The 22,976-nt window shown below is 70.7% G+C and carries 19 protein-coding genes and 2 pseudogenes; 8 read left to right on the plus strand and 13 right to left on the minus strand.

Annotated elements, in window-relative coordinates; genetic code table 11:
• The 6 genes and pseudogenes from GWK61_RS36120 to GWK61_RS36145 form a co-directional block, all read right to left on the minus strand.
• Window positions 1-3,603, minus strand: a pseudogene (locus tag GWK61_RS36120) (hypothetical protein); the annotation flags it as partial.
• 102 nt (window positions 3,604-3,705) lie between these two features.
• The gene (locus GWK61_RS36125) at window positions 3,706-4,680 is read right to left on the minus strand and encodes an EamA family transporter (RefSeq protein WP_228563517.1); all 975 of its coding nucleotides are present in this window, start codon (window positions 4,678-4,680) and stop codon (window positions 3,706-3,708) included.
• A gap of 196 nt (window positions 4,681-4,876) precedes the next feature.
• On the minus strand, window positions 4,877-6,040 hold the full coding sequence (locus GWK61_RS36130) for a cystathionine gamma-synthase (protein ID WP_194916195.1): 1,164 nt from the start codon (window positions 6,038-6,040) through the stop codon (window positions 4,877-4,879).
• 10 nt (window positions 6,041-6,050) lie between these two features.
• Window positions 6,051-6,488, minus strand: a complete 438-nt coding sequence (locus GWK61_RS36135) for a hypothetical protein (protein WP_194916196.1) — start codon at window positions 6,486-6,488, stop codon at window positions 6,051-6,053.
• Window positions 6,489-6,573: 85 nt separating this feature from the next.
• Window positions 6,574-6,918 (minus strand): hypothetical protein, encoded by a 345-nt coding sequence (locus GWK61_RS36140; RefSeq protein ID WP_194916197.1) that lies wholly within the window; start codon window positions 6,916-6,918, stop codon window positions 6,574-6,576.
• Window positions 6,915-7,118, minus strand: coding sequence for a hypothetical protein (locus tag GWK61_RS36145; protein WP_194916198.1), 204 nt, complete (start codon window positions 7,116-7,118; stop codon window positions 6,915-6,917). The genes GWK61_RS36140 and GWK61_RS36145 overlap by 4 nt, the downstream gene beginning before the upstream one ends.
• A 447-nt stretch (window positions 7,119-7,565) precedes the next feature.
• On the opposite strand from GWK61_RS36145, the gene GWK61_RS36150 reads away from it, so the two are divergent.
• Window positions 7,566-8,909 (plus strand): hypothetical protein, encoded by a 1,344-nt coding sequence (locus tag GWK61_RS36150; RefSeq protein WP_194916199.1) that lies wholly within the window; start codon window positions 7,566-7,568, stop codon window positions 8,907-8,909.
• A gap of 52 nt (window positions 8,910-8,961) precedes the next feature.
• On the opposite strand, the gene GWK61_RS36155 is transcribed toward GWK61_RS36150, so the two are convergent.
• Window positions 8,962-9,492, minus strand: coding sequence for a MerR family transcriptional regulator (locus GWK61_RS36155; RefSeq protein WP_194916200.1), 531 nt, complete (start codon window positions 9,490-9,492; stop codon window positions 8,962-8,964).
• Here GWK61_RS36155 and GWK61_RS36160 point away from each other — a divergent pair.
• Window positions 9,478-10,185 carry a class I SAM-dependent methyltransferase gene (locus GWK61_RS36160; RefSeq protein WP_194916201.1) on the plus strand — a complete coding sequence of 236 codons (708 nt, stop codon included), beginning with the start codon at window positions 9,478-9,480 and terminating at the stop codon, window positions 10,183-10,185. The genes GWK61_RS36155 and GWK61_RS36160 overlap by 15 nt on opposite strands.
• A 19-nt stretch (window positions 10,186-10,204) precedes the next feature.
• On the opposite strand, the gene GWK61_RS36165 is transcribed toward GWK61_RS36160, so the two are convergent.
• Window positions 10,205-11,065, minus strand: a complete 861-nt coding sequence (locus GWK61_RS36165; protein WP_194916202.1) for a DUF72 domain-containing protein — start codon at window positions 11,063-11,065, stop codon at window positions 10,205-10,207.
• A 181-nt stretch (window positions 11,066-11,246) separates the two neighbouring features.
• On the opposite strand from GWK61_RS36165, the gene GWK61_RS36170 reads away from it, so the two are divergent.
• The 3 genes from GWK61_RS36170 (at window position 11,247) to GWK61_RS36180 (ending at window position 13,964) form a co-directional block, all read left to right on the plus strand.
• A complete protein-coding gene (locus GWK61_RS36170) occupies window positions 11,247-12,122 on the plus strand; it encodes a YihY/virulence factor BrkB family protein (protein WP_228563518.1) in 876 nt (291 codons plus the stop codon).
• A 212-nt stretch (window positions 12,123-12,334) separates the two neighbouring features.
• Window positions 12,335-13,396, plus strand: coding sequence for an alpha/beta hydrolase (locus GWK61_RS36175; protein ID WP_194916204.1), 1,062 nt, complete (start codon window positions 12,335-12,337; stop codon window positions 13,394-13,396).
• A 22-nt stretch (window positions 13,397-13,418) separates the two neighbouring features.
• Window positions 13,419-13,964 carry a DUF1990 domain-containing protein gene (locus GWK61_RS36180; protein WP_194916205.1) on the plus strand — a complete coding sequence of 182 codons (546 nt, stop codon included), beginning with the start codon at window positions 13,419-13,421 and terminating at the stop codon, window positions 13,962-13,964.
• 3 nt (window positions 13,965-13,967) lie between these two features.
• Here GWK61_RS36180 and GWK61_RS36185 read toward each other — a convergent pair whose 3' ends face one another.
• A complete protein-coding gene (locus tag GWK61_RS36185; RefSeq protein ID WP_194916213.1) occupies window positions 13,968-14,663 on the minus strand; it encodes a maleylpyruvate isomerase family mycothiol-dependent enzyme in 696 nt (231 codons plus the stop codon).
• Between the two features lie 102 nt (window positions 14,664-14,765).
• On the minus strand, window positions 14,766-16,052 hold the full coding sequence (locus GWK61_RS36190; protein ID WP_194916206.1) for a S8 family serine peptidase: 1,287 nt from the start codon (window positions 16,050-16,052) through the stop codon (window positions 14,766-14,768).
• 108 nt (window positions 16,053-16,160) lie between these two features.
• Here GWK61_RS36190 and GWK61_RS36195 point away from each other — a divergent pair, with 108 nt between their 5' ends.
• On the plus strand, window positions 16,161-16,376 hold the full coding sequence (locus GWK61_RS36195) for an FmdB family zinc ribbon protein (protein WP_194916207.1): 216 nt from the start codon (window positions 16,161-16,163) through the stop codon (window positions 16,374-16,376).
• Between the two features lie 57 nt (window positions 16,377-16,433).
• Here GWK61_RS36195 and pruA read toward each other — a convergent pair whose 3' ends face one another.
• The gene (gene pruA, locus GWK61_RS36200) at window positions 16,434-18,065 is read right to left on the minus strand and encodes an L-glutamate gamma-semialdehyde dehydrogenase (protein WP_194916208.1); all 1,632 of its coding nucleotides are present in this window, start codon (window positions 18,063-18,065) and stop codon (window positions 16,434-16,436) included.
• A 75-nt stretch (window positions 18,066-18,140) separates the two neighbouring features.
• The gene (locus GWK61_RS36205) at window positions 18,141-19,067 is read right to left on the minus strand and encodes a proline dehydrogenase family protein (RefSeq protein ID WP_194916209.1); all 927 of its coding nucleotides are present in this window, start codon (window positions 19,065-19,067) and stop codon (window positions 18,141-18,143) included.
• Window positions 19,068-19,207: 140 nt separating this feature from the next.
• On the opposite strand from GWK61_RS36205, the gene GWK61_RS36210 reads away from it, so the two are divergent.
• The gene (locus GWK61_RS36210) at window positions 19,208-20,359 is read left to right on the plus strand and encodes a PucR family transcriptional regulator (RefSeq protein WP_194916210.1); all 1,152 of its coding nucleotides are present in this window, start codon (window positions 19,208-19,210) and stop codon (window positions 20,357-20,359) included.
• A 74-nt stretch (window positions 20,360-20,433) separates the two neighbouring features.
• Here the strand turns inward: GWK61_RS36210 and GWK61_RS36215 are convergent, their stop codons facing one another.
• Complete coding sequence (locus GWK61_RS36215) at window positions 20,434-21,825, minus strand: cystathionine beta-synthase (protein ID WP_194916211.1); 1,392 nt, start codon at window positions 21,823-21,825, stop codon at window positions 20,434-20,436.
• 196 nt (window positions 21,826-22,021) lie between these two features.
• Here GWK61_RS36215 and GWK61_RS36220 point away from each other — a divergent pair.
• Window positions 22,022-22,846 (plus strand): annotated as a pseudogene (locus tag GWK61_RS36220) (SGNH/GDSL hydrolase family protein); the annotation flags it as partial.
• Between the last annotated feature and the right edge of the window lie 130 nt (window positions 22,847-22,976).

Genomic DNA, 22,976 nt, shown 5'->3' on the forward strand with positions numbered 1-22,976 from the left:
GTTGGGGGCGGTGTTGGGGCCGGTGGGGGCGCCGCCGGGACCGGTCGGGCTGGAGCCCGGGCCACCTGGGGTGCTCGAACCGCTCGGGGCGCCGGGGCCGCTCGGGCTGGTCGAACCGGTCGCGCCGCCGGAGGGCGCCGAGGACACGCCGCCGTTCGGGCCGGACGTCACGGACGCCGCGCTGTTGGGCCCGCTGGCGCTGGACCCGCCGGTGGTGTCGGTGGCGCTGCCGCCGGTGGTAGTGCTGCCGGATCCGCTCGGCGAGATGACGGGGACCCCGCCGGACGCGCCGGTGCTGGGGAGCATCGCGGAGCCGGTGATGCTGGACGACGAGTTGGTGAGCGGGGTCGCGGTGGAGGAGGAGTGCGAGCCGTGGATGGCGTAGCCGATGCCGATGCCCACGACCGCGCCGAGGAGGACTCCGCCGGAGGCGAGGACCCAGGGCTTCGGCCTCGGGGATGCGGCTGCCACAAGGGAGCCGGATGCTCCGCCTGCCGAACCGCCGGCCGCACCGCCGCTGGCTGCACCGGACTCGCTGGCCAAGATCGCGCCGGAAGCCGCCGCGGTAGTCACGCCGCCTGCTGCCAAGCCACCGGTCGCGGAACTGGACCCGGCAGCACTGCTCGCACCCGCCAGACCCGCAGCACCCGCCGCCGTCTCGGACTCCGCCAGCTCCGCACCGATCGCCAGCCCCGCAGCACCGGCCGCGGCCATGCCGACCACCGTCGCCGCGCCCGCCGAACCCTGCGCCGGCAACTGCTGCGTCTCAGCACTCGACGCCGCCACCTCGGCAAGGGCCGCAGTGACCGCCACTGCACTGGCCGCCTCGATCGCAGCAGCCTGGTTCGCCTCAGCAGCAGCCGTGGCCTCGGCGCGTGCCGCCTCAAGCTCCGCCTCATGTGCGATAGCCGCCTCAGCGAGTGCCGCCACGACCGCTGCGGCAGCCGCCGCCTCGATCACAGTGGCCTGCTTCGACTCGGCGGCCGCGGCGGCCTCGGCGCGTGCCGCTTCAAGCTCAGCCTCGTGTGCGAGGGCCGCCTCGGCGAGCGCCGCTGCCACCGCTACCTCTATCGCGGAGACCTGAGCGACCTCGACGGCTTCCAGTTCCTCGTGGTGCCGCGCCTCGACCTCGGCCACCGCGGCCGCGACAGCCGCAGCCAGCACGACTTCCTCGGCCTCGACGTGGCCCTCGGAGCGGCTCTCGGAGCGCACGGATTCCGACGCGTGCCGCTCCTCGATCGCGGCCAGCTCGGCACGATGCCGTTCCTCGGCCTCGGCGATCGCGGCGGCGACGGCGGCACCGGTCGCGGCGGCGAGCGCCTCCTCGCCGAGCGTGGCGTGCTCGGCCCGCGACGACTCGAGCTCGCCGGCGTGCCGCTCCTCGACGGCGGCCAACGCGGCGGCCGCCGCGACCGCAGCGGCTTCGAGTTCCGCGGCGTGCGCGGCACGAGCGGCCTCGGACTCGGTGCCGTGGCGCTCCTCGGCCTCCGCGACGGCGGCAGCCACCGCTACGCCGGTCGCAATTTCAAGTTCAGCAGTGTGCGCGGCGCGTGCGGACTCCAGCTCCGAGCCGTGGCGCTCTTCGGCTTCCGCAATAGCAGCCGCCACCGCTACACCGGTCGCCGCCGCCAACACCTCCTCGCCGACCGACGCATGCTCAGCTCGCGCAGCTTCCAACTCCGCCGCGTACCGCTCCTCCACCGCAGCCAGCGCCGCAGCCGCAGCAGCCGTCGCGGCCTCAAGCTCCGCCGCGTGGCCGGTGCGCGCGGCTTCGAGGTTCAGTCCGTGCCGCGCCTCGGTCGCGTTCAGCTTGTTGCGATGCCGCTCCTCGGCTTCCGCGACGGCCACAGCCACCGCGGCGCCGGTTGCCGCCGCCAGTGCCTCCTCGCCGACCGAGGCGTGCTCGGCCCGCGCAGCTTCCAGTTCCGAGTGGTGCGCGGCCTCCGCCTCGGCGAGTGCCAGTGCGACCGCCGCTTCCGACGCCGCCACCACCGCCTCGTCGTTCGACGCCGCCTGCGCCGCCTCGACTTCCGCGAGCGCTTGCACCACGGCCGCCGCGATGGCCGCCTCCGTCAGCTCCGCCGTCGCGGCCTGCTGGTCGGCCAGCGCCGTGACGACCGCCGCCTCGCGTTCGGCCGCGTGCCGTTCCTCGGCCTCGGCCAGGGCTGTCGCGATCGCCGCCGCCGACGCCGTCGCGACCGCCTCGTCGCTCACCCGCGTGTGTGTCGCCTCGGCCTCCGCCAGCGCCGCAGCGACCGCCGCCGCCGTGGCCAGCGCGAGCGCCTCCTCCGACGCCGCAGTCGCGCGCGCCTCCGCGTCCGCGACAGCCGCGGCGACCGCCACCGCCGTGGCGGCTTCCGCCTCGGCGACCGAGATCGTGTCGCCCTTGCGCGCGCCGCCGGCCGTCGGACTCACCGCGGGCGTCCACGCGCCCGAGTCCGCGTCCTCGACGCTCCCGGCCAGCGACTCCGACCGCGCCGCGGCCAGCGCCAGCGCCGCTTCGGCGGCCGCCACGCGCTCCGTCACGATCCGCGGCGTCGCCAGCTCCGCGACCGGCTGCGCCTTCAACGCCTCGACGACGTCCGCCATCGACGGCCGCGTGCCCGCCTGGTCCGACAGGCTCAGCGCGAACGTCTCCGCGAGCCGGGAACCGCCACCGAAGTACTCGGTCAGACGCCCGACGGCTATCTCACGCCGGTACGCCACCAACAACGCCGCGTCGCGCGCCGCCGCCCCCGATGCTCCGGACACCACGATGCCCGCCGCGCCCTCGACCTCCGCACCGGCCGCGTCGGCCGCGCCTGCAAGCAGCGCCACGCCGGCCGCCCCGCCGACGGCTCCCGCAGCCCCGGCCGCCGCGGCAGCTCCAGCCGCCGAACCGGCGCCCGCAAGCTCGCCGCGCGCACGCAACAAGTCCTCGTGCACGATCTCCCAGCCGAACACGCCCACATAAAGCAGCCACGCCAGCCCGTACACGTCATCGGCCGCCGTGGCCGCCGCCCCGCCGAACCGAGCCTCCGTCAGGAACCCGCTCGGAGCCTCGACGGCCACCGCGGCCGCGTCACCCTCGAAAGCGAGCCCCATCGCGAGGTCCACGAAGATCTCGGTCCTGCCGCCCACCCACACCGAATCGGTGTGCAGCCAGCCGTGCACGAGCCCGGCGGCGTGCACGCGCTCGAAGACCTCGGCGACGTTCAGCGCGACCGAGCCGACCTCGGCGGACGTCAACGCGCGCTTCATCAGCCGCGACGTCAGGGACGAGCCCTTGTCCTGGTCGTAGACCGCGAACTCGATGTAGCTGTCGCTCTTGTGGATCAGCTTGTGGGAGTGCTGGTCATGGTCGGTGACCACGCGATCCTCGTGCGCGATCCGCTTCTGCCCGGCCTCGCGCACGATCGCGATCGCCGGGTGCTCGACGTGCGTCAGCGCCGCGACGGCGTTCTCCAACCCGCCCGAAGCGGTGATCTGGATCCAGACCCGGCGCCGTCGCACCGTGTCGGAGGCGAGCCACAACTCGCCGACCCCGCGGTGCCACAGCCGCCGGGACAACGTGTAGCGACCAGCCAGGACGATGCCTGCGGAGACTCCCGATATACCTGCCACGGCGGCTAATTGTGCACAGTGTTCGAGCCCTTGCACAGCGCGCGGACAGTGCCCCGAAGCGTATTTTCGTCTAGACGCCCCGGACGTTCACCGAACCGTCTCTCACCTGCGTTCCGTCGCTATCACCACGGCCACTCCGAGCACCACGATCAGCCCTCCGACAACCACGGCCAAGGTGATGGTCTCGCTCAGGAACAGCGCGCCGAGCGCGACGGCCACAACAGGGTTCACATATGCGTATGTTGCGACAGTGGAAATCGGCGCGTTCTTCAACAGCCATACATAGGACGAGAACGCCACAAGGGATCCCGCGCCGACGAGATAGACGGTCGCCCAGACCGAGGTTCCGGTGACGGCGCCGGGGTGGAAGTGCTCGCCGTGCAGCGCCGCCGCGATCGCGCAGCCGATGCCGCCGAACACCATCTGGTACCCCGAGGCCACGAACGGGTCCTTCGGCGGCGTCAGCCACACCTTGGACGCCACCGAGCCGAACGCCCAGCTGATCGAGGCAATGAGCACGAGCACGACGCCCAGCACGTAGTTGTGCGCGCCGCCGCCCCCGGGCCGCATCAGGACCACGAGCCCGGCGAACCCGATGAGGACGCCGACGAGCATCCGCGCGGTGGGCCGGTCCTTGGCCACCGCGCGCCACACCACGATCCACAGCGGGACGGACGCCACCAGCAGCGCGGACGTGCCGGACGGGATGTACTGCTCGGACAAGACGACGAAGCCGTTGCCGCCGAGCAGGAGCAGCGTGCCGATCAGCGCGGCGGAGGCCAGCTGCCGCCCCGTGACGCGCAGCGCCGACGGCCCGCGACGGATCGCGAGGAAGGCGAGGAGGATCAGGCCGGCGAGGGTGAAGCGGAGCGCGGCAGACGACAGCGGCGGGATGGATTCGATGGCGTAGCGGATCGCGAGGTAGGTCGAGCCCCAGACGAAGTAGACGGCGGCGAGGGCGATCCACGCGGTCGTCGTCATGCGCTGGGTCGGGGCGGCCGGGCGCTTGGGCTTGTCCGGCTTCCGGGTTGCCTGCGCTGCCCCGTCCGAGTGAACGGCGCCCGAAGCGATCGTCATACCCCTGATCCCTTCACGGTCCTGACCATATGCGGCCAGCCTGCGGGATTCACGGGGCAACGACAAGGGCCACTCGCATGCGAGTGGCCCTAGCGGCGTTCGGACGCGGCGTTCTGTGCGCTTCGGCGTCTCATCGCCCCGGCGGATCAGCGCTCCGGCGTGTCATCGCTCCAGCAGATCAGAGCGCCCCGGCGGATCAGCCCAGCGCGCGCAGCAGGTCGGCCAGCAGGTCGTCGACGGACTCGATGCCGACCGAGAGCCGGATCAGGTCGTTCGGCACCTCCAGCGGGGAGCCGGCGGCGCTGGCGTGGGTCATGCGGCCGGGGTGCTCGATCAGCGACTCGACGCCGCCGAGCGACTCGCCGAGCGTGAACAGCTCGGTGCGCCCGCAGATGTCGACCGCCTCCTGCTCGCCGCCGGCCACCCGGAAGGAGATCATGCCGCCGAAACCGGACATCTGCTTGGCCGCGACCTCGTGGCCGGGGTCGTCGGGCAGGCCCGGGTAGTGGACGGCCGTCACCTTCGGGTGCGCGACCAGCGCTTCGGCGATGCGCTGGGCGTTCGAGCAGTGCCGGTCCATGCGCACCGCCAGGGTCTTGACGCCGCGCATGACCAGCCAGGCGTCGAAGGGGCCGGCGACGGCGCCCATGGCGTTCTGGTGGTAGGTCAGGTCCGCGCCCAGCTCCTCGTCGGCCACCACGAGGGCGCCGCCGACCACGTCGGAGTGGCCGCCCATGTACTTGGTGGTGGAGTGCACGACCACATCGGCGCCCAGCGCCAGCGGCTGCTGCAGGTAGGGCGTGGCGAACGTGTTGTCGACGACCAGCAGCGAACCGGTCTCGTGCGCGACGCCGGCCAGCGCGGCGATGTCCGCGATCCCCAGCAGCGGGTTCGAGGGCGTCTCGACCCAGATCGCCTTGGTCTTGCCGGGCACCACCGCGGACCGCACGGCGGCCGGGTCGGACATGTTGGCCGCGGTCCAGCCCAGGCCCCAGCGCGACAGGACCTTGGCGAACAGGCGGAAGGTGCCGCCGTAGGCGTCGGCCGGGATGACGACGTGGTCGCCGGGCACGCACACGGTCCGCAGCAGGCAGTCCTCCGCGGCCAGGCCGGAGGCGAAGGCCAGGCCGAGCCGGCCGCCCTCGATCGCGGCGAGGCAGTCCTCCAGCGCCTTGCGGGTCGGGTTGGCACTGCGGGAGTACTCGTAGCCACCACGAAGGCCTCCGACACCGTCCTGCTTGTAGGTGGAGACCTGGTAGATCGGGGGGACGACGGCGCCGGTCAGCGGGTCCGGGTCCTGGCCGGCGTGGATGGCCAGGGTCTCGAAGGCGGCGTTGGCGTGGGCGTCAGATGCGGGCATGGTCTTTAGGTTACGCGTTCGGGGCTGGACGGCCCGGAGTGGCGGGTGTGGTGCGCGGTGGCGCGGCCACGGTGCGTACGGGGTGCGGCGCGTGGACGACGTGCGGAGCGTGCGTGGCGCGGGTCAGCTTGGCGGCCGGGGCGATCTGGGCGATCCGTGCCAGGGCGGAGGCCGGGCCTTCGGCCATCCGACGTACCCGCCGCCGCTCCAGCAGCCGGGTCCGCTGCCGCACGGCGTACATCAACACGGCGGCACCGATGACGATCACGAGGCCGAACATGATGATCAAGCCCTGCCACGACCCGGCTTCCGCGACACCGTGGTGCGGTCCTGGCGTGCCTATCTCCACCGGCGCGCTGGGGACGTAGGGCGTGTTGTCCCCGGCCAGGCCGACCAGCCCGCGCACAGGGCCGAGCCCGTCCAGCACCCCCGCGATCAGCGAACCCATCGGCAGCCTCCCGAGCCCCGGTCGTATCACCTGAAGAGGACAATACCGATCTTTGCGGACACTGCATCTTGACGTAAGACTGCATTCATCGCACGGGCGCCATAGCAGCCGCGAACGCCCTCAGCTCCCTGTCGGGGTCCGGTCCGGCGGGGACGTAGACGATCTCTGTGACCCCCGCAGCCGCCGTCCTGGCGACGCGTTCGCGAAGGGAGGCCGCGTCGCCATTCCACCCCATCGCGAGGACTCCCGGTCCGGCCGCGGCGACGGCGGGGCGGTCGCGATCCGTGAGGCGTACGAGGTGGCCCTCGTGGACGACCAGGTGGCCCTGTCGGGGTGCCTGCCCGGGTGGCAGTTCCGCCGCCACGCGGGCGCGCCACTCGGCGCTGTCGGTCCAGGGGCCGTCCTCGGTGGGTGCGGACGTCCAGATCACGCGGGGGGCTTGAGATCCACGGCCGTCGCGACGCCCTTCGGCCCCGAGACGGCCAGCCACAAGGGCACGTCGATCGGACGATCGGGGCCCATGCCGGGCAGCTGCATCATGCGGCACGGTCGTCCGTCGACGTTCACGGCTTGGGCGACGACGTCAGAGGTCGGAGGCAGCGCACAGGACAGGCGCAGGCCGGCGGTCATCGCGACGACTCGGCAGCCTGCCACAGCGCCACGGCCGCGCCCCCGGGATCTGCGACGACCGCGATCGACCCGGGCTGCAAGTCCACCCGCGGAGCAGCAGCTTCGCGCCGAGGGCGAGGGCCCGTGAGACCGCCTCGTCCACATCATCGACCGGCACGTAGGGAACCCACTGCGGCATGCGCTCATCGCCGTCGGCCAGCGCTGTGAAGCCGCCCCACGGCTGTCGCGCGTCGCCCAGAAGCGGAACGACGTCCACGGGCCCGGCCGGGCCCTTACCGTTCCCGGCACTCGCCGCCGAGATCACAGTCCTCTGTGGCCTGAGGAACACGCGCGACCTCGAGTAGGCGCCGCGACAGCCAAGATCCGCGGCCGCCGAGACCCACGCAACCTCCCGGGCGGCCGCGCGTCAATGCAGATGACAGAACGTTAATTCGGGAGGGAACGATGATGCGCTCACGCATCGCCACTGCCGCGGTCGCCGCGTCTCTGGTCGCTGGTCTGGTCGCGGGTCTCGCGGCATGCAGCACCACGTCGAAGGCGCCGGCGGGGGGTGCCCCGGCCGGGCCCAGCGCATCGTCGAGCACGACGGCTCCCGGCGGGGGCGCCACGTCCTCGGCGCCGGTCGTGCCGGTGGCGGCGAGTTCGTCGGCCACCACGGCCGAGTCGGGTGCGTCGGGTGCGCAGGGCACGTCGGCCTTCACCCCGGCGCAGCTGGAGACGATGCGGGCCAAGGTCGCGGCCGTGTACGGCCAGGGCTACACCACCGCGACGTCGCACTACGAGCAGCCGGACATCAACCGGCAGGAACTCGCCGCCGACTTCACCGACAAGGCGACGATGGACGCCCTGTTCGGCACCGGAGCCATCGGCTCGAACCGCCCGATGGACTGCGGTACGGCGAAGTACAACGGCATCGTCCTCGGAGCCGTCCAGGCCTCCGGCATCGCCGCGACCATCCCGGTCGCCCTCTACGAGAACTCCAAGGCCGGCGCCGCCGAGATCACCGTGATCGTGGATCCGGCCTCCGGCGTCATCAAAAGCGTGGCGTGCGGCGGCGCGCCGAAGCCGGCGGACTTCCCCGGCGTCGCGCCGCTCGCGGGCTACTACGGGGCGATGGCCTCCGGGAACACCGCGGTGCTCAACGACAAGTCGGACCCGTACTTCACCCGCGCGTTCGCCACGTGGAAGCCCACGGCCACGGACTACGACGTGGCCACGTGCTCCCAGTACGTCCCGGACCGGTGGGCGGTCGCCCTGACCGGCACCTCCCCCGCGGCCAGCACCTGGGACTTCGGCCCGGGAGCGGTCAGCACCCTGCCGAACCGGAGCGACCCGGCGGCCCCGACCGGCCTCTACGCGTCGCTGGCCGTCGACCTCGGCGCGGCCAAGATCGCCCGCGTGAGCTGCTACACGAACCCACTGCCGGCTGACCCCGCGCACCCCGCGACCTCCGTGAACCGGCTGATGGAGACCTACCGCCTGGCCGCGGACCAGAAGTCCCTCGGCGTGGACCCGCAGGCCGCCATCCGCTCGGCCTTCGTCTCGGACGCCGCCTTCACGACGGCCTGGAACAGCACCGGCACCGTTCCGCTGCTGTGCAGCAGCACCGTCCCCGGCTCGGTCGAGACCGCGGACAACTCGACGGGGACCACCTCCGGCTCCAAGATCACCTTCAGCATGGCGACCTGGCGGCAGTGGCACCCGGACAACCCGGGCCAGGAGCTGAGCAAGTTCACGCTCGTCGTGGACGCGAGCACGCTGAAGATCGTCTCGATCACCTGCACCAAGTAGGCGACAGAGCACAAAACCCCGCCGCCTCGCTCACGAGCAAGTCACGAGCAAGTCACGAGCGAGGCGGCGGTGTGTTTGGCGCAGCAACGCGCGCCTCATGCAACTCCCGATGAGCCTGCGCCAAAGACTGACCGGCGAGCCGCGCCCTGATCCCGGCGTCGAAGTTGGGGCACTGCGTGACGTCCTTGTGCCGACAACGCAGCCCGTGACTGATGGCCTCGCGCGCCGCCTGCGCGCGGGCGATCTGCTCGTCGAGTTCTGCGAGCTTCTCGCGGGCGATCCGCTGCCATTCGCCAGCCTCCCCCGCACGTGACGCCATCAGCGCCTTCTGCTCAGCAAGGCTGAAGCCGGCGTCGCTGTAGAGCAGGATCATGCCGACCGCCCTCGTCGCCGACTCGGGATAGCGCCGCTGCCCGGAGACCCTGGCCGGCGCCGGCAGCAGGCCGAACTCCTCGTAGTAGCGCAGGGCCGAGGCAGTGACACCCGTACGGCGCGCCAGCTCGCCGATGCTGAGCAGGGCACCAGGCGTGTTGACTTCAAGTGGACTTGAAGTCTTTGACTTCTGGCCATGAGAAATCGCCATGGGGGAAGAGTCCCACGGCCCCGGCCCCGGCTGGGAACCGCCGCCGCGGAGTACCTGGTCGGACACATCGGAATCGCCGCAGTCCGTGCGCTGGACCGCGACGTCGTCGGCCAGGGTCATCATCCGCACGGCGCGGCCGGCAGCGTCTCCGGCTGGGTCTTCGCACACCGTCCGTCCAACCGGCAGCGGAACCGGTGGGTCGCCTCACTGCTGAACCTCGCGCCGACAAGCCGAGTCCTGGAGATCGGCTACGGCCCTGGCGTCGCGGTCAAGGAACTGATCCGCAGCGGCGTCGGCCACGTATACGGCGTCGACCACTCCACAGTGATGCTCCGCCAGGCGTCCCGGCGCAACGCCGCCGCGATCCGCGCCGGCCGCGTCACCCTGGTCCAAGCGCCGGTCGATCAGCTCCCGACGTCCCTCGACGGCCCCTTCGACGCCATCCTCGCCGTCAACTCCCTCGGGTTCTGGCCGGCGCCTGTCGACCAGCTCATAGAGCTACGCAGACGCCTCGCGCCCCAAGGCCGTATCGCCATCGCGTCACAGCCCCGCTGCCCCGGCGCGACAGCGGACACGTCCCGTGCCGCAGCCACGGAGATCGAGGACCTGTTGCGCAGCGCAGGCTTCACGCAGATCACCACGGAAACCCTGCCCCTCAGCCCGCCGGTGATCTGCGTTCTGGCCTCGGAGTAGATCGGAGTGGATCGGAGACTCAGAACAACGTAGGCGGCCCCACCGGCATCGGCTCCGCCAAAGCCTCCACCTCCGGCACCCGCTGGCGCACATCCTCATGGAACCGCCGAGCCAGCACCGGGGCGTCAGCGTTGTCCGGCGTATGAATGAACACCGTCGGAGAACGCCCCTCCCGCAGCCAATCGGCAGTGATGTCGGCCCACGGCTGCCACCCCTCGACAGTGAGCTCGGCGTCATCGCGCCCGATATAGCGCACAACCGGAAAGCGCGTCAGAGCACGGGTACGGCGCGGAAGCCGCGGCTTCTTCGTCCACGCCTCACGTTCGGCATCGGAGCTCGGCGGGGTTTCGTAAAGCACCGTCGTGTCGAACGGAACCCACTCCGCATCCGCCTCGGTCAGCAGCTTCTCCAGCTCCTGCACACTCTGTGGGTTCTCGAAGAAAGCGGGATGGCGCACTTCCACCGCATAGCGATAGCCCTTCGGAACGCGGCCGAGGAAAGCGGCCAGCGTCGGGAGATCCGCAGGACCGAAAGACCCCGGCAGCTGGATCCACAAAGCGGCATGACGGCCCAGAGGCTCGATCGCTGTGAAGAAGCTATGGAGAGCGCCCTCAGGAGCGAAGACCTCGGGAGCCAACCGTCGTTCGTGCGTCACCGGTTTCGGAAGCTTGAGCAGAAAGCGAAAGTCCTCCGGAGCCTGCGCGGCCCACATCTCGACCGTGGCGCGGGACGGCGTCGCGTAGAAGGTGGTGTTCCCCTCCACCGCGTTGCACCACGTCGCGTAGGCGGCGAGCCGTTCGCGCGGCGGCAGGGGATGCGGCAGCAGCCGTCCCTGCCACGGCGCCAGCGTCCACATCGCACAGCCGACGTGCAATTTCATGCCGTCGAGCGTAGCGAACGCCGCCGACGGCACGATGCCGCCGCTGTCCGGGCCCTTATGCCGGTCGACTCGTCTATCCCGGTCGACTCGTCCGAATCCACCCTGGCGTTCCCCAGAGCGTCCACCGGCCGTCCGCGTGGTGTGGGCAGACCGGCCGCCCACCAGTGCTTATATGAGGGGCATGGCGCTCTTGTCCCGACTGCGTGCCCTGGCCGCCCGCGTCGACCGATTCCAGCAGCGGCATCGCGTGCTGGCGTTCCCGGTGGCGGTGTACCGGGAGATGCAAGTGAAGAAGGCCAGCTATCTGGGTGCCATACTCACATTCTTCGCTTTCATCTCACTGTTCCCGCTGCTGCTGATCCTCACCACCGTGCTCGGCACCGTCCTGCGGTCGAACCAGAAACTGCAGACGGATGTGCTGAACTCCGCGCTCGTCGACTTCCCGGTGATCGGCGACCAGCTGAAGAACAACATCCACGACTTCGGCCGCAACGGCGTCGCGCTGGTGATCTCCATCGTCGTCACCGCGGTCGGCTCGCTGGGGCTGGCCAACGCCGCGCAGTACGCCATGAACCTGCTCTGGGACGTCCCGGAGGACCGGCAGCCGAAGTTCCCCCACGACTGGCTGCGCAGCTTCGGCATCATCGGCACGATGGGGCTCGGGGTGCTGTCCACGACCGTGTTGACGGCGCTCGGCGAGTGGGCCGGCGGCCACGTCTTCACCGCCGGCCTGCGGGCCGCCCTGCTGGCCGCCTCGTTCGTGCTCACCGCGCTGCTGTTCTGGCTGGGCATGCGCACCGCCACCGCGAAGGAGGTGGACGCGCGCGACCTCCGTCTCGCCGCGATCCTCACCACGCTGTTCTGGCAGGGCCTGCAGTACCTCGGCGGCTTCATCGCCGGGCACCAGCTGCGCCACGCCTCGACGCTCTACGGGGTGTTCGGACTGGTCCTGGGACTGCTCGCCTGGATCTACCTCCAGGCCCGGCTGACCCTGCTGGCGGTGACAACAGACGTGGTCCGGGCCCGCCGGACCTGGCCTCGGTCGCTGTTCGACTGATCCGATCGTCCGTCAGTTGGCGCATGGCGATATACGCTCCGTGACCCTCGACAAATCGCGATCAACACCAGATGATCGCTACACGAGTCCGGATCTTCCGTGCGCGGATACCGGGTTCTCTCCGAGAGGCGATCAAGCGAGCCGGTCCCGTGGTACTGCGCGGATCGCGTAGGATCGCCTGAATCCCACCTAAGTTGTAAGGAACCGATGCGATGCGCCTGCTCGATTCCGCCCGCATCGGCCTGGCCGCGTTGTGGCCGCACAGCCTGCGGGAGCAAATCGACCACTTGCGTCCCGGCAAGATCATGCCGAACAGCGTCCCTCGCAAGACGTTGGCCGTGTCCATCGCTCTGAGTGCCGCTCTGGTCACCAGCGGTCCGGCGCACGCCGCGATCGCCTTCAGCCCGCTGCCCAAACTGCCCACGCTCAGCGCCTCCTCGCTGACCGAGCGCTACGACCTGAACCGCGCGGCGATGGCCAAGGCCGCCGAGGAGGCCCAGTTCGGCGGCGAGCCGGCGCTGGCGCACGCGCTGCGCAACCTGGCGGTTCCGAACCGTGACTTCCTGTCCTTCGACCCCTCCGGCGACGGCCGGGGCATCGAGGTGGTCGGCGACCTGGTGCACGCCCAGCGGATCGCGGTGGTCGTGCCCGGCGCCGGCAACACGCTGTCCAACTTCGACAGCGCCAAGGGCCCGGGGGTCGGCGCCGAGGCGCTGTACCACCAGGCGCAGGAGATGGGTGCGGGCAAGTCGCTGGCGGTCATCGGCTGGCTCGGCTACGACCCGCCGGCCGTGGACAGCATGCACATCGCCATGCTCGGCCACGCCGACGCCGGCGCGAAGGCGCTGAAGGCGTTCCTGGCCCAGATCAAGACGGTCAACAAGGCGCCGGTGACGCTGCTGTGCCACAGCTACGGCTCGGTGGTGTGCGGCCAGGCCGCACCGCACGTGAAGGTGACGGACATCGCGGTGTTCGGCTCCCCCGGCATGGGCGTCGGCTCGGTGTCCGACCTGAACACCACGGCGCGGGTCTGGGCCGGCCGCGGGGCCAGCGACGGCATCGCGGACGTCCCGCACGTCCAGGTGGACCTGCTGGGCGTCTCCGTGGGCTTCGGCGACGACCCGGTCGATCCGGCGTTCGGCGCGCGGCTGTTCGACGCCGGCAAGGGCGGCCACAGCGACTACCTGCGCACCGGGGACACCGCGCTGCGGAACCTGGCGCTGATCGCTATGGGGCGTGACGACGAGGTGACCACGCCGCAGAGCGGGAGCTGAGGCGGAGCCGGGTGGCGGATTTATGACATCGCAACCGCATCCCGGCGACGCCGCGCTCGGCCCGACTCCCGACGGCTACCGCTACTTCCGCCGCTCGATCCCGCTCGCGCACTCCTTCGATCCCGGGGACCCGGCGCTGGACCGCGCCTTCGAGCGTGCGCGGGCGATGCTCCGGGCCTGGGGACCGCAGCTCGGGGCCGGGATGCGGATCGAGATCGAAGCCCAGGACCTGTCCGCTCCGCTGCCGGCACCGGCGGTCGGCCTCGAAGCGCGGCTGATCTCGCGAGTCGCAGGAGTGATCCCGCTGCGCGCTCCCCTCCGCGTCATCACTGCGGAGTTCGACAGCGCGGACCACGCCGGGTACGCCTATGAGACGTTGCCAGGGCACCCGGAACGCGGACGCGAAGCCTTCTACGTGACGCGCGCAGAGGGGCTTGTGGAGTTCACCGTCATGGCGTTCTCACAGCCCGCCGCATGGTATTCGCGACTAGGCGGTCCCGTGACGCGCATATTCCAGAACCGCTATACGAACAAGTATCTGTTGGCCATGGCGGTCCATCCTCGATAGCCGCTAAACCGGCGGCACCAATACGAAGAAACGCTGTAGCGCTTTCGCATCTCCGTCGACTACCAGCGGCTCTCCAGGAATGCGGTGCCACAGGAACAGCAAGAGGTCTGACCCAGTCCCCGCAAGCTCGACATCCGCCGCCTCGCCGTCGGCGAGCGGACGCGGGCCGTCCGGGTCGAGCGCGATGGACCACACGCCGGAACCGTCGGTCTGGCGGAAGCGGTAGCTCTCGCCCTTCATCGGCGGAACCTGCTTCGCGATGCGGCGGCGGAAGGGCAGCACGACGTCCAGGAACTGGGCCACGCCGTCGGCCGCGAGTTCTTTGTCCACAGCCTGGGGAGAACCGATCGCGCCCTCCAGGTCCCAGCGGTGCACGGCCGCCTCGATGGCCTGCATCCGCAGCCAGAACGCGACGCCGGGCTCTCCGCCCCAGGTCCAGACGACCGTCTTCGGATCGGTCGTGCGGAAGGTCGCGGTCAGCTCCGTCGCACCCTCGGCGAACCAGTCGGCCAGGTCCTCGCCGGTCGCGTCGGCGGGAGCCGTGAACATCGTCTTCCGGTCCGGCGGAGGCGTCTCCAACCGCTCCACGATGATGTGGTTCACCATGCGGTGCACATGGCCGAGATGCCCCACCAGATCCGCGGTTGTCCAGTCCGGACACGACGGGACGGGCGGCGGGGCATCCGGCATGGCTGCCATCAGGGCGGCGCGATGGAAAGCTGTTGTTTCCCTCTCGAAGTGCGCAATCAGGTCCACTACTTCACTCTCCCACCGACTGTGCGCCCTGCCTAGGAACACGCTTTAGTGCCACACGCGGTTCTTCCGCAGTGCTCTCCGCTTCAGCGAGCCGTTCAGCAGCAACAGCAGGAGTCCGAGGACCGCCGCTCCCGCGGCGGCGGCGAAGATCTTGTCCCGGCGGGAAGGCAGCAGCCCGGCCTTGGCCGCGGCGGCCGCCTTCGTGGAGTTCTTCAGAGCCTCTGTAGTCATGTGCCCTGGAGAGGTCTGCGCAGAGGAAGCGGATGAGGCGCTAGTGCTAGCGCTGCCGCTCGTCGCCGGAGCCGCTGTCGTAGGTGTCGGAGCGGCCACAGGGAGGGAAGCGACTAGAGGAGCCGCACCGGAGAGCAGCGGGTTGTCCTTCGCGACCGGCGTACCAACGCTTAGCGCCGCCAACGGATTGACGATTCCGTATCCGTACGTGTTGTTGTGCTGTAGTCCCGTCGCCCCGCCCGCCTTAGTGGCGGTTGCCAGGAGAGCACGGACGGTCTGCCCCGCAGTCCAGTCCGGATGCATCGCACGGACCAACGCGACAGAAGCGGTCACGTAGGCAGAGGCCTCGCTGGTGCCCTTCGCGGTCTTCGGCACTCCGTCGGCATCCTCTACAGGGATCCCCACTCCAGGGGCCGCCAGAGCGACCTGCGATCCGTAGGACGAGCCCGACCACCGGGTGCCGGTGTCGTCGATCGCGCCGACCGCCACCACCCCGGGATAGGCCGCCGGGATGATGACGTGCTCCGCCCCGTAGTTCCCGGCCGCGGCGACCACCACGATGTCCGCGGCCTCGGCCTGCTTCACGGCGGCCGCCATCCCCGGCGTGTCCGCGGTGCCGAGCGACATGTTGATCACCTTGACGTGCCGGACGACCGCGAACTTGATGGCGTCGGCGATATGCACAGGGTCCGAACCGGTCTCCTGCTGCATGCGCACCGGCAGGATCTTCGCCTCGGGCGCCAGGCCGTGCAGTCCGTCGCCGGCGCCGGTCCCGGCGATCAGGACGGCCATCGTGGTGCCGTGGCTGTCGGTGTCGGTGTCGACGTGCGCGATGCCGCTGCTGTCCGGGCCGAGCGAGAAGTCCGCGCCGGGGAGGAGGTTGTCGCGGGTGTCGCCGAGCGGCGAGACTCCGGAGTCCACCAGGCCGACCGTGACGCCGGCGCCCTTGCTGTGCTGCCACACCTGGTCGGCCTTCAGGTACGTGAGCGGCCATTGCGGCGCGGCTTTAGGCACGGCGTCATCCGCTCGCACCGCAGGCGGCACGAACGCCAAGGCGGCCATGCCACAGACACCCATGAGCGACCCCAAGCGGTGCGACATGCGCAATAGGATCGCGTGTCGTACCAGATAACGCAAACCTCTGTGAAGATCTTAATAGACCCTTTTCGGACACTAGGCGGAAATCACTTACCGTTTATGATTCGGTCTATGGCCCGTTACGAGTACCGCTGTCGTGCATGTGGCGACACCTTTGAGTTGTCCCGACCTATGTCCGAGGCATCCGCGCCCGCCGTGTGCCCTGCGGGCCATGACGACACCGTCAAGCTGATCTCCGCGGTCGCCGTGAACGTCGGCGGTGGGAACAAGTCCGCCGCAGCATCCGGCAACGCTGGCGGATGCTGCGGCGGAGGCTGCTGCTCTTAGGGGCTCTCACGAGCTCCTGAGAACGGAGCAGCAGCGGCTGAATGCCGAGGGAGGCTGTCAGCCCATGTGGGGGTATCGGTGGTCGACCGGCGGCACGAAGGTCTCCTTCACCGTGCGCGGGCTCAGCCAGCGCAGCAGGTTCTGCGCGGAGCCGGCCTTGTCGTTGGTTCCGGAGGCCCGGCCGCCGCCGAACGGCTGCTGGCCGACGACCGCGCCGGTTGGCTTGTCGTTGACGTAGAAGTTGCCGGCGGCGAAGCGCAGCTTGCCGTGCGCCTCCTCCACGGCCGCGCGGTCCGTGGCGAACACGGAGCCGGTCAGCGCATAGGGAGTCGAGCTGTCGACCAGTTCCAGGACTTCGCTATAGCGCGCGTCGTCATAGACGTGCACAGCGAGGATCGGACCGAAGAACTCGTCCGTGAAGATCTCGTGGTGCGGGTCCTCGCCGACCAGGACCGTCGGCTGCACGAAGAAGCCCTGCGAATCGTCCGCCGTGGCGCCCACGAGGATCTCGACCTTGCCCTCGGCACGGACCCGCGCGAACAGGTCGCTGTGCTTGGTGAAGGCCCGCCGGTCGATCACTGCGCCGCCGAAGAAGGAGAAGTCGGTGACGTCGCCGTAGGTGATGGTCCCGGTGACGTCGGCCAGCTGCTCCCGCACGCCGGACTCCCACAGGGAGCGTGGGATGTAGGCGCGCGAGGCCGCGGAGCACTTCTGCCCCTGGTACTCGAACGCGCCCCGGACCAGCGCGGTGACCAGGGCGGCCGGGTCGGCGCTGGGGTGCGCGACGACGAAGTCCTTGCCGCCGGTCTCGCCCACGATCCGCGGGTAGGAGCGGTAGACGTCCAGGTTCTCCGCGGTCTGGCGCCACAGGGTCTTGAACGTCTTGGTGGAACCGGTGAAGTGCAGGCCGCCGAACTCGCGGTCGTTCAGCGCGACCTCGCTGACCGCCAGGCCGTCGCCGGTGACCAGGTTGATGACGCCGGCCGGGAGCCCGGCGGCCTCCAGCAGCTCCATCGTGTACTGCGCGGCCAGCTGCTGCGTCGGCGAGGGCTTCCAGACCACGGTGTTGCCCATCAGCGCCGGCGCGGTCGGCAGGTTGCCGGCGATGGCGGTGAAGTTGAACGGGGTGATCGCGGTGACGAAGCCGTCCAGCGGCCGGTAGTCGGTGCGGTTCCAGACCCCGGCGGAGTTCGCCGGCGGCTGCTCGGCCAGGATCTGCCGCGCGAAGTGCACGTTGAAGCGCCAGAAGTCGATCAGCTCGCAGGCGCTGTCGATCTCCGCCTGCTGCGCCGACTTCGACTGGCCGAGCAGGGTGGCGGCGTTGACGGTGTCCCGCCACGGGCCGGACAGCAGGTCCGCCGCGCGCAGGATGACCGCCGCGCGCTCGTCGAAGGGCAGCGCGCGCCACGCCGGGGCCGCCGCCTTGGCCGCCGCCACCGCGTCCGTGACGTCGGCCGCCGAGGCGTTGGCGGTGTCGCCGAGGACGTGCTTGTGGTTGTGCGGCTGGACGACCTCGACGCGCTCGCCGGAGGCCATCCGGCGCCGCCCGGCGATCGTCATCGGCAGTTCGTGGCGCTCGGCCGCGAGCTCGGCGACGCGGCGCTGCAGCGACTCGCGCTCGGCCGAGCCCGGGGCGTAGGCGCGGACCGGCTCGTTGACCGGGGCTGGGGTGTGGGTGATGGCATCCATGGCGGTACTGGTTGTCCCCTCTGTGGGTGCTCTGGGCTCGTGCTCTGGGCTCGTCGGGATGTGCTCTGGGCCCGGTCAGCGCTTGACGAGCGAGTTCAGGAAGAACATGACGTTGGCCGGGCGCTCGGCCAGGCGGCGCATGAAGTAGCCGTACCAGTCGTCGCCGAAGGGCACGTACACGCGCATCGTGTCGCCGCCGGCGACCAGGGCGTGCTGCTCGGTGGTCCGGATGCCGTGCAGCATCTGGAACTCGTGGCTGTCCTGCTCGCGGCCGGTCTCGGCGACCAGCGCGTGCGCGATGTCGATCATGCGCTGGTCGTGGCTGGCGATCATCGGGTAGGCCGAGGAGCGCATCAGGGTCTTCATGGCGCGCACGTAGGCCTTGTCCACTTCGTGCTTCTCCTGGTGCGCGACGGAGGCGGGCTCCATGTACGCGCCCTTCACGAGCCGGACCCGGGAGCCGGCGGTGGCCAAGTCCGTGATGTCGCCCTCGGTACGGAACAGCGCGGCCTGGATCGCGACGCCGACCCACGGGAACTCTCCGCGCAGTTCGCGCAGGGCGCCCAGAGTGGCGTCGACCGTGGTGTGGTCCTCCATGTCCAGGGTCATGGTGGTCCCTGCGTCGCGCGCCGCTTCGGCGATCGCTATAGCGTTCTCCAGCGCAATCTTCTCGGCGTCCTTGGGGAGCTTCTGGCCGAGGGCGGAGAGCTTGAGCGAGACCTCGGTGCGGTGCGCGATGCCGAGGTCGGCGAAGCGCTTGAGCATCTCCAGGTAGGCGTCGCGGGTGGCGGCGGCAGCGGCGGCGTCCAGGGTGTCCTCGCCGAGCCGGTCCACGGTGACCGCCAGCCCCTCGCCGACCAGGCCGCTGATGACCAGGCCGGCCTGGTCCAGGTTGTCCCCGGCGACGAACCGGTCGACCACGCGGCGGGTCAGGGGGACCCCGGTGATCACGCCGCGCATCCTGGTGCTGCGGGACGCGGCGAGAAGCGTCTGGCTGAGCATGGCGGGCCTGTCTTTCCTGGTGGCGCACCTGGTGGCGCAGCGGTGTGGCGAGTCTGTTGGGATGACGGTAAGTCGGCGCGTCCACCGGCGATATAGACGACTGCCACGATCAGTGCCCGATTTCGTCATACACTTGTCTGATGGCGACGCCGACCACCGATCAGCTGCAGGACCTCGTCGACTTCATCTCCCAGTTGGCCTCGTCCTCGGCGACCCTGGAGGACCGGGACTTCGACCTGGTGGCGTTCGCCTCCCAGTCCGGCGGCCTGGACGACATCCGGCAGCGCTCGATCCTGCAGCGGCGGTCGACGCCGGAGGTGCGGGCCTGGTTCGAGGGGTTCGGGATCGCCCGGAGCGAGCGGCCGGTGCGGACGCCGGCCGACCCGGAGCACGGGGTGCTGCCGCGGGTGTGTCTGCCGGCGCGGTGGAACGGCGTGACGTACGGGTACGTGTGGCTGCTCGACGAGGACGGCCACTTGGACGACGCACTGCTCGCCAGCGCTATGCACGAGGCGTCCAGAGCCGGCGCGCTGTTGGCGCAACAGGCGCGGGTCAGGCAGCGGATGGAGGAGCGTCTGCAGAATCTGCTGTCGCCGGAGCGCGCTGTCGCGGAGCAGGCCGCAGAGGAGATCTCCGAGCTGGGGCTTGTGGATCGGGGACGCAGGATCGCTGTAGTCGTCCTGGAGACGCGGACTCAGGACTGGCAGTCCATCCCGCTCAACCTGTGGCGGCTTCCGCGGTCGGTGCTCGCGGCTCCGGAGACGGATCACATCAGCCTGCTGGTTCCGGAACCGCACTCCGTCACCGATATCGCCGAGCGCGCGCTGGAGCTCTATAGAGAACGTCTGGAGAGTGATGCGCGGGACGACGTATTGGTGGGGATCGGCGCGCCGCGCGAAGATCTGGCCGAGGCCCGGGCCAGTTGGCGGGAGGCGCGGCTCGCGGTGCGGGTCGGCCGGGCGGTTCCGGCGTTCCGGCCGACCGCGGTGTGGGCGGATCTCGGGATCTATCGGCTTCTCGCCTGTGGTCCGCAGAGGGAACTCAGGGACGCCGTAGTGGATCCCGCGGTGCGGCGGCTTCTGGAGGAGCCGGATCTGCTCGTGACCGTGCAGACGTACCTGGATCACGCTGGAAGCGCACAGCACACGGCCGCCGCGCTGAGCATCCACCGGCAGACGCTCTACCACCGGCTGGAGAAGATCGAGAGGATCACCGGCCTCGACCTGGCTGACGGTCGAGACCGGTTGCGGCTGCACCTGGGGGTGTCGCTCGCTCCGTTGGTGGGCGGCTGAGGCTCAGCCGCCCACGGAGTCAGCCGCGCAGCCGGACAGCCGTCAGCCGGTCAGCCGGTCAGCCGGTCAGCCGGTCAGCTGCCCAGCGAGACCGACGCCTCGTGCCCGAGGAACCCGAGCAGGTCCTGGCGGCTCACCACGCCCTGCGGCTTGCCCTCGACCAGCACCACCGCGGCGTCCGCCGCCTCCAGCGCGGTGACCAGCGCCGACACCGGCTCGCCGGAGCCGACCTGGGGCAGCGGCGGGGACATGTGCTCGTCGAGGCGGTCCTCCAGCGAGGCCTTCTCGTAGAACAGCGCGCGCAGCAGGTCCCGCTCGACGATGGAGCCGATCACCTCGGCGGCCATCACCGGCGGCTCCTCCTTGACCACGGGCATCTGCGACACGCCGTATTCGCGCAGCGTCTCGATCGCCGCGCCGACGGTCTCGTGCGGGTGCATGTGGACCAGGTCCGGCAGGCCCTGGCCCTTGCGCGCGAACACCTCGGCCACGGTCGGCTCCTCGGTGCCCGGGTTCAGGAAGCCGTAGTCGGCCATCCAGTCGTCGTTGAAGATCTTCGACAGGTAGCCGCGGCCGGAGTCCGGCAGCAGGACCACCACGACGTCGTCCGGCCCCAGCCGCGAGGCGTACTCCAGGGCGGCCACCACGGCCATGCCGCAGGAGCCGCCGACCAGCAGGCCCTCCTCGCGGGCCAGGCGGCGGGTCATCAGGAAGGAGTCCTTGTCGGACACCGCGATGATCTCGTCGGCCACGCTGCGGTCGTAGGCGGTCGGCCAGAAGTCCTCGCCGACGCCCTCCACCAGGTAGGGACGGCCGCTGCCGCCGGAGTAGACCGAGCCCTCGGGGTCGGCGCCGATCACCTTCACCGCGCCCTCGGAGACGTCCTTGAGGTAGCGGCCGGTGCCGGAGATGGTGCCGCCGGTACCGACGCCGGCGACGAACGCGGTGATCCGGCCGTCGGTCTGCTCCCAGAGCTCCGGGCCGGTGGAGTGGTAGTGCGAGGCCGGGTTCTCGGGGTTGGAGTACTGGTCGGGCTTCCAGGCGCCGGGGATCTCGCGGACCAGGCGGTCGGAGACGTTGTAGTAGGAGTCCGGGTGCTCCGGCGCGACCGCGTAGGGGCACACGACGACCTCTGCGCCGTACGCACGCAGTACGTTGATCTTGTCAGTGGAGACCTTGTCGGGGCAGACGAAGACGCACTTGTAGCCCTTCTGCTGCGCCACGATGGCCAATCCCACACCGGTGTTGCCGGAGGTGGGCTCCACGATGGTGCCGCCGGGCTTCAGCGCGCCCGAGCGCTCCGCCGCCTCGATCATCCGCAGCGCGATCCGGTCCTTCACCGACCCGCCGGGGTTGAAGTACTCGACCTTGGCGAGAACCGTCGCCTGGAGTCCCTTGGTGACGTTGTTCAGCTTCACCAGCGGAGTGTCCCCCACCAGATCGACCATGGACTCGGCGTACTTCATCGGCGGTGTCTCCGCTTTCTCTGTGATCCGGAAGATCTGTGATCCGGAAAATCTGGGAACCGGCAATTCACGGTGGTCGTTCGGTGCTTTACAGGGTACGTTGCACAGCCTTCTCTCCGTAGCCAACAGGGCGCGGGGTAAGGTCGGCGGAACGGCGGACATACTTCAGAAGAGGCTTGCAGGAGGTGTGCCGACGATGACCGGGCTCACAAGGCTGGGTGTCGCCAAGCGTGTCGCCGCCGCCGCCGCGCTGAGCGGCGGGGGGATCGGGGTCCTCACGGGCGGCGCCATCGGACTGATCGTCGCCGAGGCGAAACTCGCCCGGCGCGCCATCGGCCCGACGAAGGGGGATCCGCCGCGCGCGGACGGCGTCTACGGCGCGTGGTACGCGGCGCCGGGCGTGGACGTGATCCGCATCGCGGTCCTCGGCGACAGCTCCGCGGCGGGATACGGCGTGACCGAGTCCGCCCGTACCCCCGGCGCGCTCCTGGCGTCCGGCCTGGCCGAGGCCGCCGGCACCCCGGTGCGGCTGCACAACGTGGCGAAGGTCGGAGGCCAGTCCGCGGACCTGGGCTGGCAGCTGGAGCGCGTGCTCGCCGGCGGGCCGGAGGGCCGGGCCCCGCACCTGGCCGTGATCATGATCGGCGCCAACGACGTGACACACCGCGTCAAGGTCGCCGAGTCGGTGCGCTTCCTGGGCGACGCCGTCCGCCGGCTGCGCGCCGCGGGCACCGAGGTCGTCGTGGGCACCTGCCCGGACCTCGGCACCATCCGCCCCGTGGCGCAACCCCTGCGCCGCCTGGCGCGCCGCTGGTCCCGACAGCTCGCCGCAGCGCAGACCATGGCGGTCGTCTCAGCCGGCGGCCGCACCGTCTCCCTGGGCTCCCTGCTGGGCCCGGAATTCGACGCCCGCCCCGAGGACATGTTCGGCCCGGACCGCTTCCACCCCAGCGCCGAAGGCTACGCGGCAGCCTCCATGGCCCTCCTCCCCTCGATCGCCGCCGCCATCGGCCGCTGGCCCGACGCGTGACCGAGTCCGCCCGTACCCCCGGCGCGCTCCTGGCGTCCGGCCTGGCCGAGGCCGCCGGCACCCCGGTGCGGCTGCACAACGTGGCGAAGGTCGGAGGCCAGTCCGCGGACCTGGGCTGGCA

The sequence above is a fragment of the Catenulispora rubra genome (genome assembly GCF_015356825.1).
In the GTDB taxonomy this organism is placed as follows: Bacteria; Actinomycetota; Actinomycetes; order Streptomycetales; family Catenulisporaceae; genus Catenulispora; species Catenulispora rubra.

Coding starts and splice junctions, on each gene's coding strand:
- GWK61_RS36125 (WP_228563517.1), bottom strand. CDS start 4,680: ATGACGATCGCTTCGGGCGCCGTTCACTCGGACGGGGCAGCGCAGGCA.
- GWK61_RS36130 (WP_194916195.1), bottom strand. CDS start 6,040: ATGCCCGCATCTGACGCCCACGCCAACGCCGCCTTCGAGACCCTGGCC.
- GWK61_RS36135 (WP_194916196.1), bottom strand. CDS start 6,488: ATGGGTTCGCTGATCGCGGGGGTGCTGGACGGGCTCGGCCCTGTGCGC.
- GWK61_RS36145 (WP_194916198.1), bottom strand. CDS start 7,118: ATGACCGCCGGCCTGCGCCTGTCCTGTGCGCTGCCTCCGACCTCTGAC.
- GWK61_RS36150 (WP_194916199.1), top strand. CDS start 7,566: ATGCGCTCACGCATCGCCACTGCCGCGGTCGCCGCGTCTCTGGTCGCT.
- GWK61_RS36160 (WP_194916201.1), top strand. CDS start 9,478: ATGAGAAATCGCCATGGGGGAAGAGTCCCACGGCCCCGGCCCCGGCTG.
- GWK61_RS36155 (WP_194916200.1), bottom strand. CDS start 9,492: ATGGCGATTTCTCATGGCCAGAAGTCAAAGACTTCAAGTCCACTTGAA.
- GWK61_RS36165 (WP_194916202.1), bottom strand. CDS start 11,065: ATGAAATTGCACGTCGGCTGTGCGATGTGGACGCTGGCGCCGTGGCAG.
- GWK61_RS36170 (WP_228563518.1), top strand. CDS start 11,247: ATGGCGCTCTTGTCCCGACTGCGTGCCCTGGCCGCCCGCGTCGACCGA.
- GWK61_RS36175 (WP_194916204.1), top strand. CDS start 12,335: ATGCGCCTGCTCGATTCCGCCCGCATCGGCCTGGCCGCGTTGTGGCCG.
- GWK61_RS36180 (WP_194916205.1), top strand. CDS start 13,419: ATGACATCGCAACCGCATCCCGGCGACGCCGCGCTCGGCCCGACTCCC.
- GWK61_RS36185 (WP_194916213.1), bottom strand. CDS start 14,663: ATGGCAGCCATGCCGGATGCCCCGCCGCCCGTCCCGTCGTGTCCGGAC.
- GWK61_RS36190 (WP_194916206.1), bottom strand. CDS start 16,052: ATGTCGCACCGCTTGGGGTCGCTCATGGGTGTCTGTGGCATGGCCGCC.
- GWK61_RS36195 (WP_194916207.1), top strand. CDS start 16,161: ATGGCCCGTTACGAGTACCGCTGTCGTGCATGTGGCGACACCTTTGAG.
- pruA (WP_194916208.1), bottom strand. CDS start 18,065: ATGGATGCCATCACCCACACCCCAGCCCCGGTCAACGAGCCGGTCCGC.
- GWK61_RS36205 (WP_194916209.1), bottom strand. CDS start 19,067: ATGCTCAGCCAGACGCTTCTCGCCGCGTCCCGCAGCACCAGGATGCGC.
- GWK61_RS36210 (WP_194916210.1), top strand. CDS start 19,208: ATGGCGACGCCGACCACCGATCAGCTGCAGGACCTCGTCGACTTCATC.
- GWK61_RS36215 (WP_194916211.1), bottom strand. CDS start 21,825: ATGAAGTACGCCGAGTCCATGGTCGATCTGGTGGGGGACACTCCGCTG.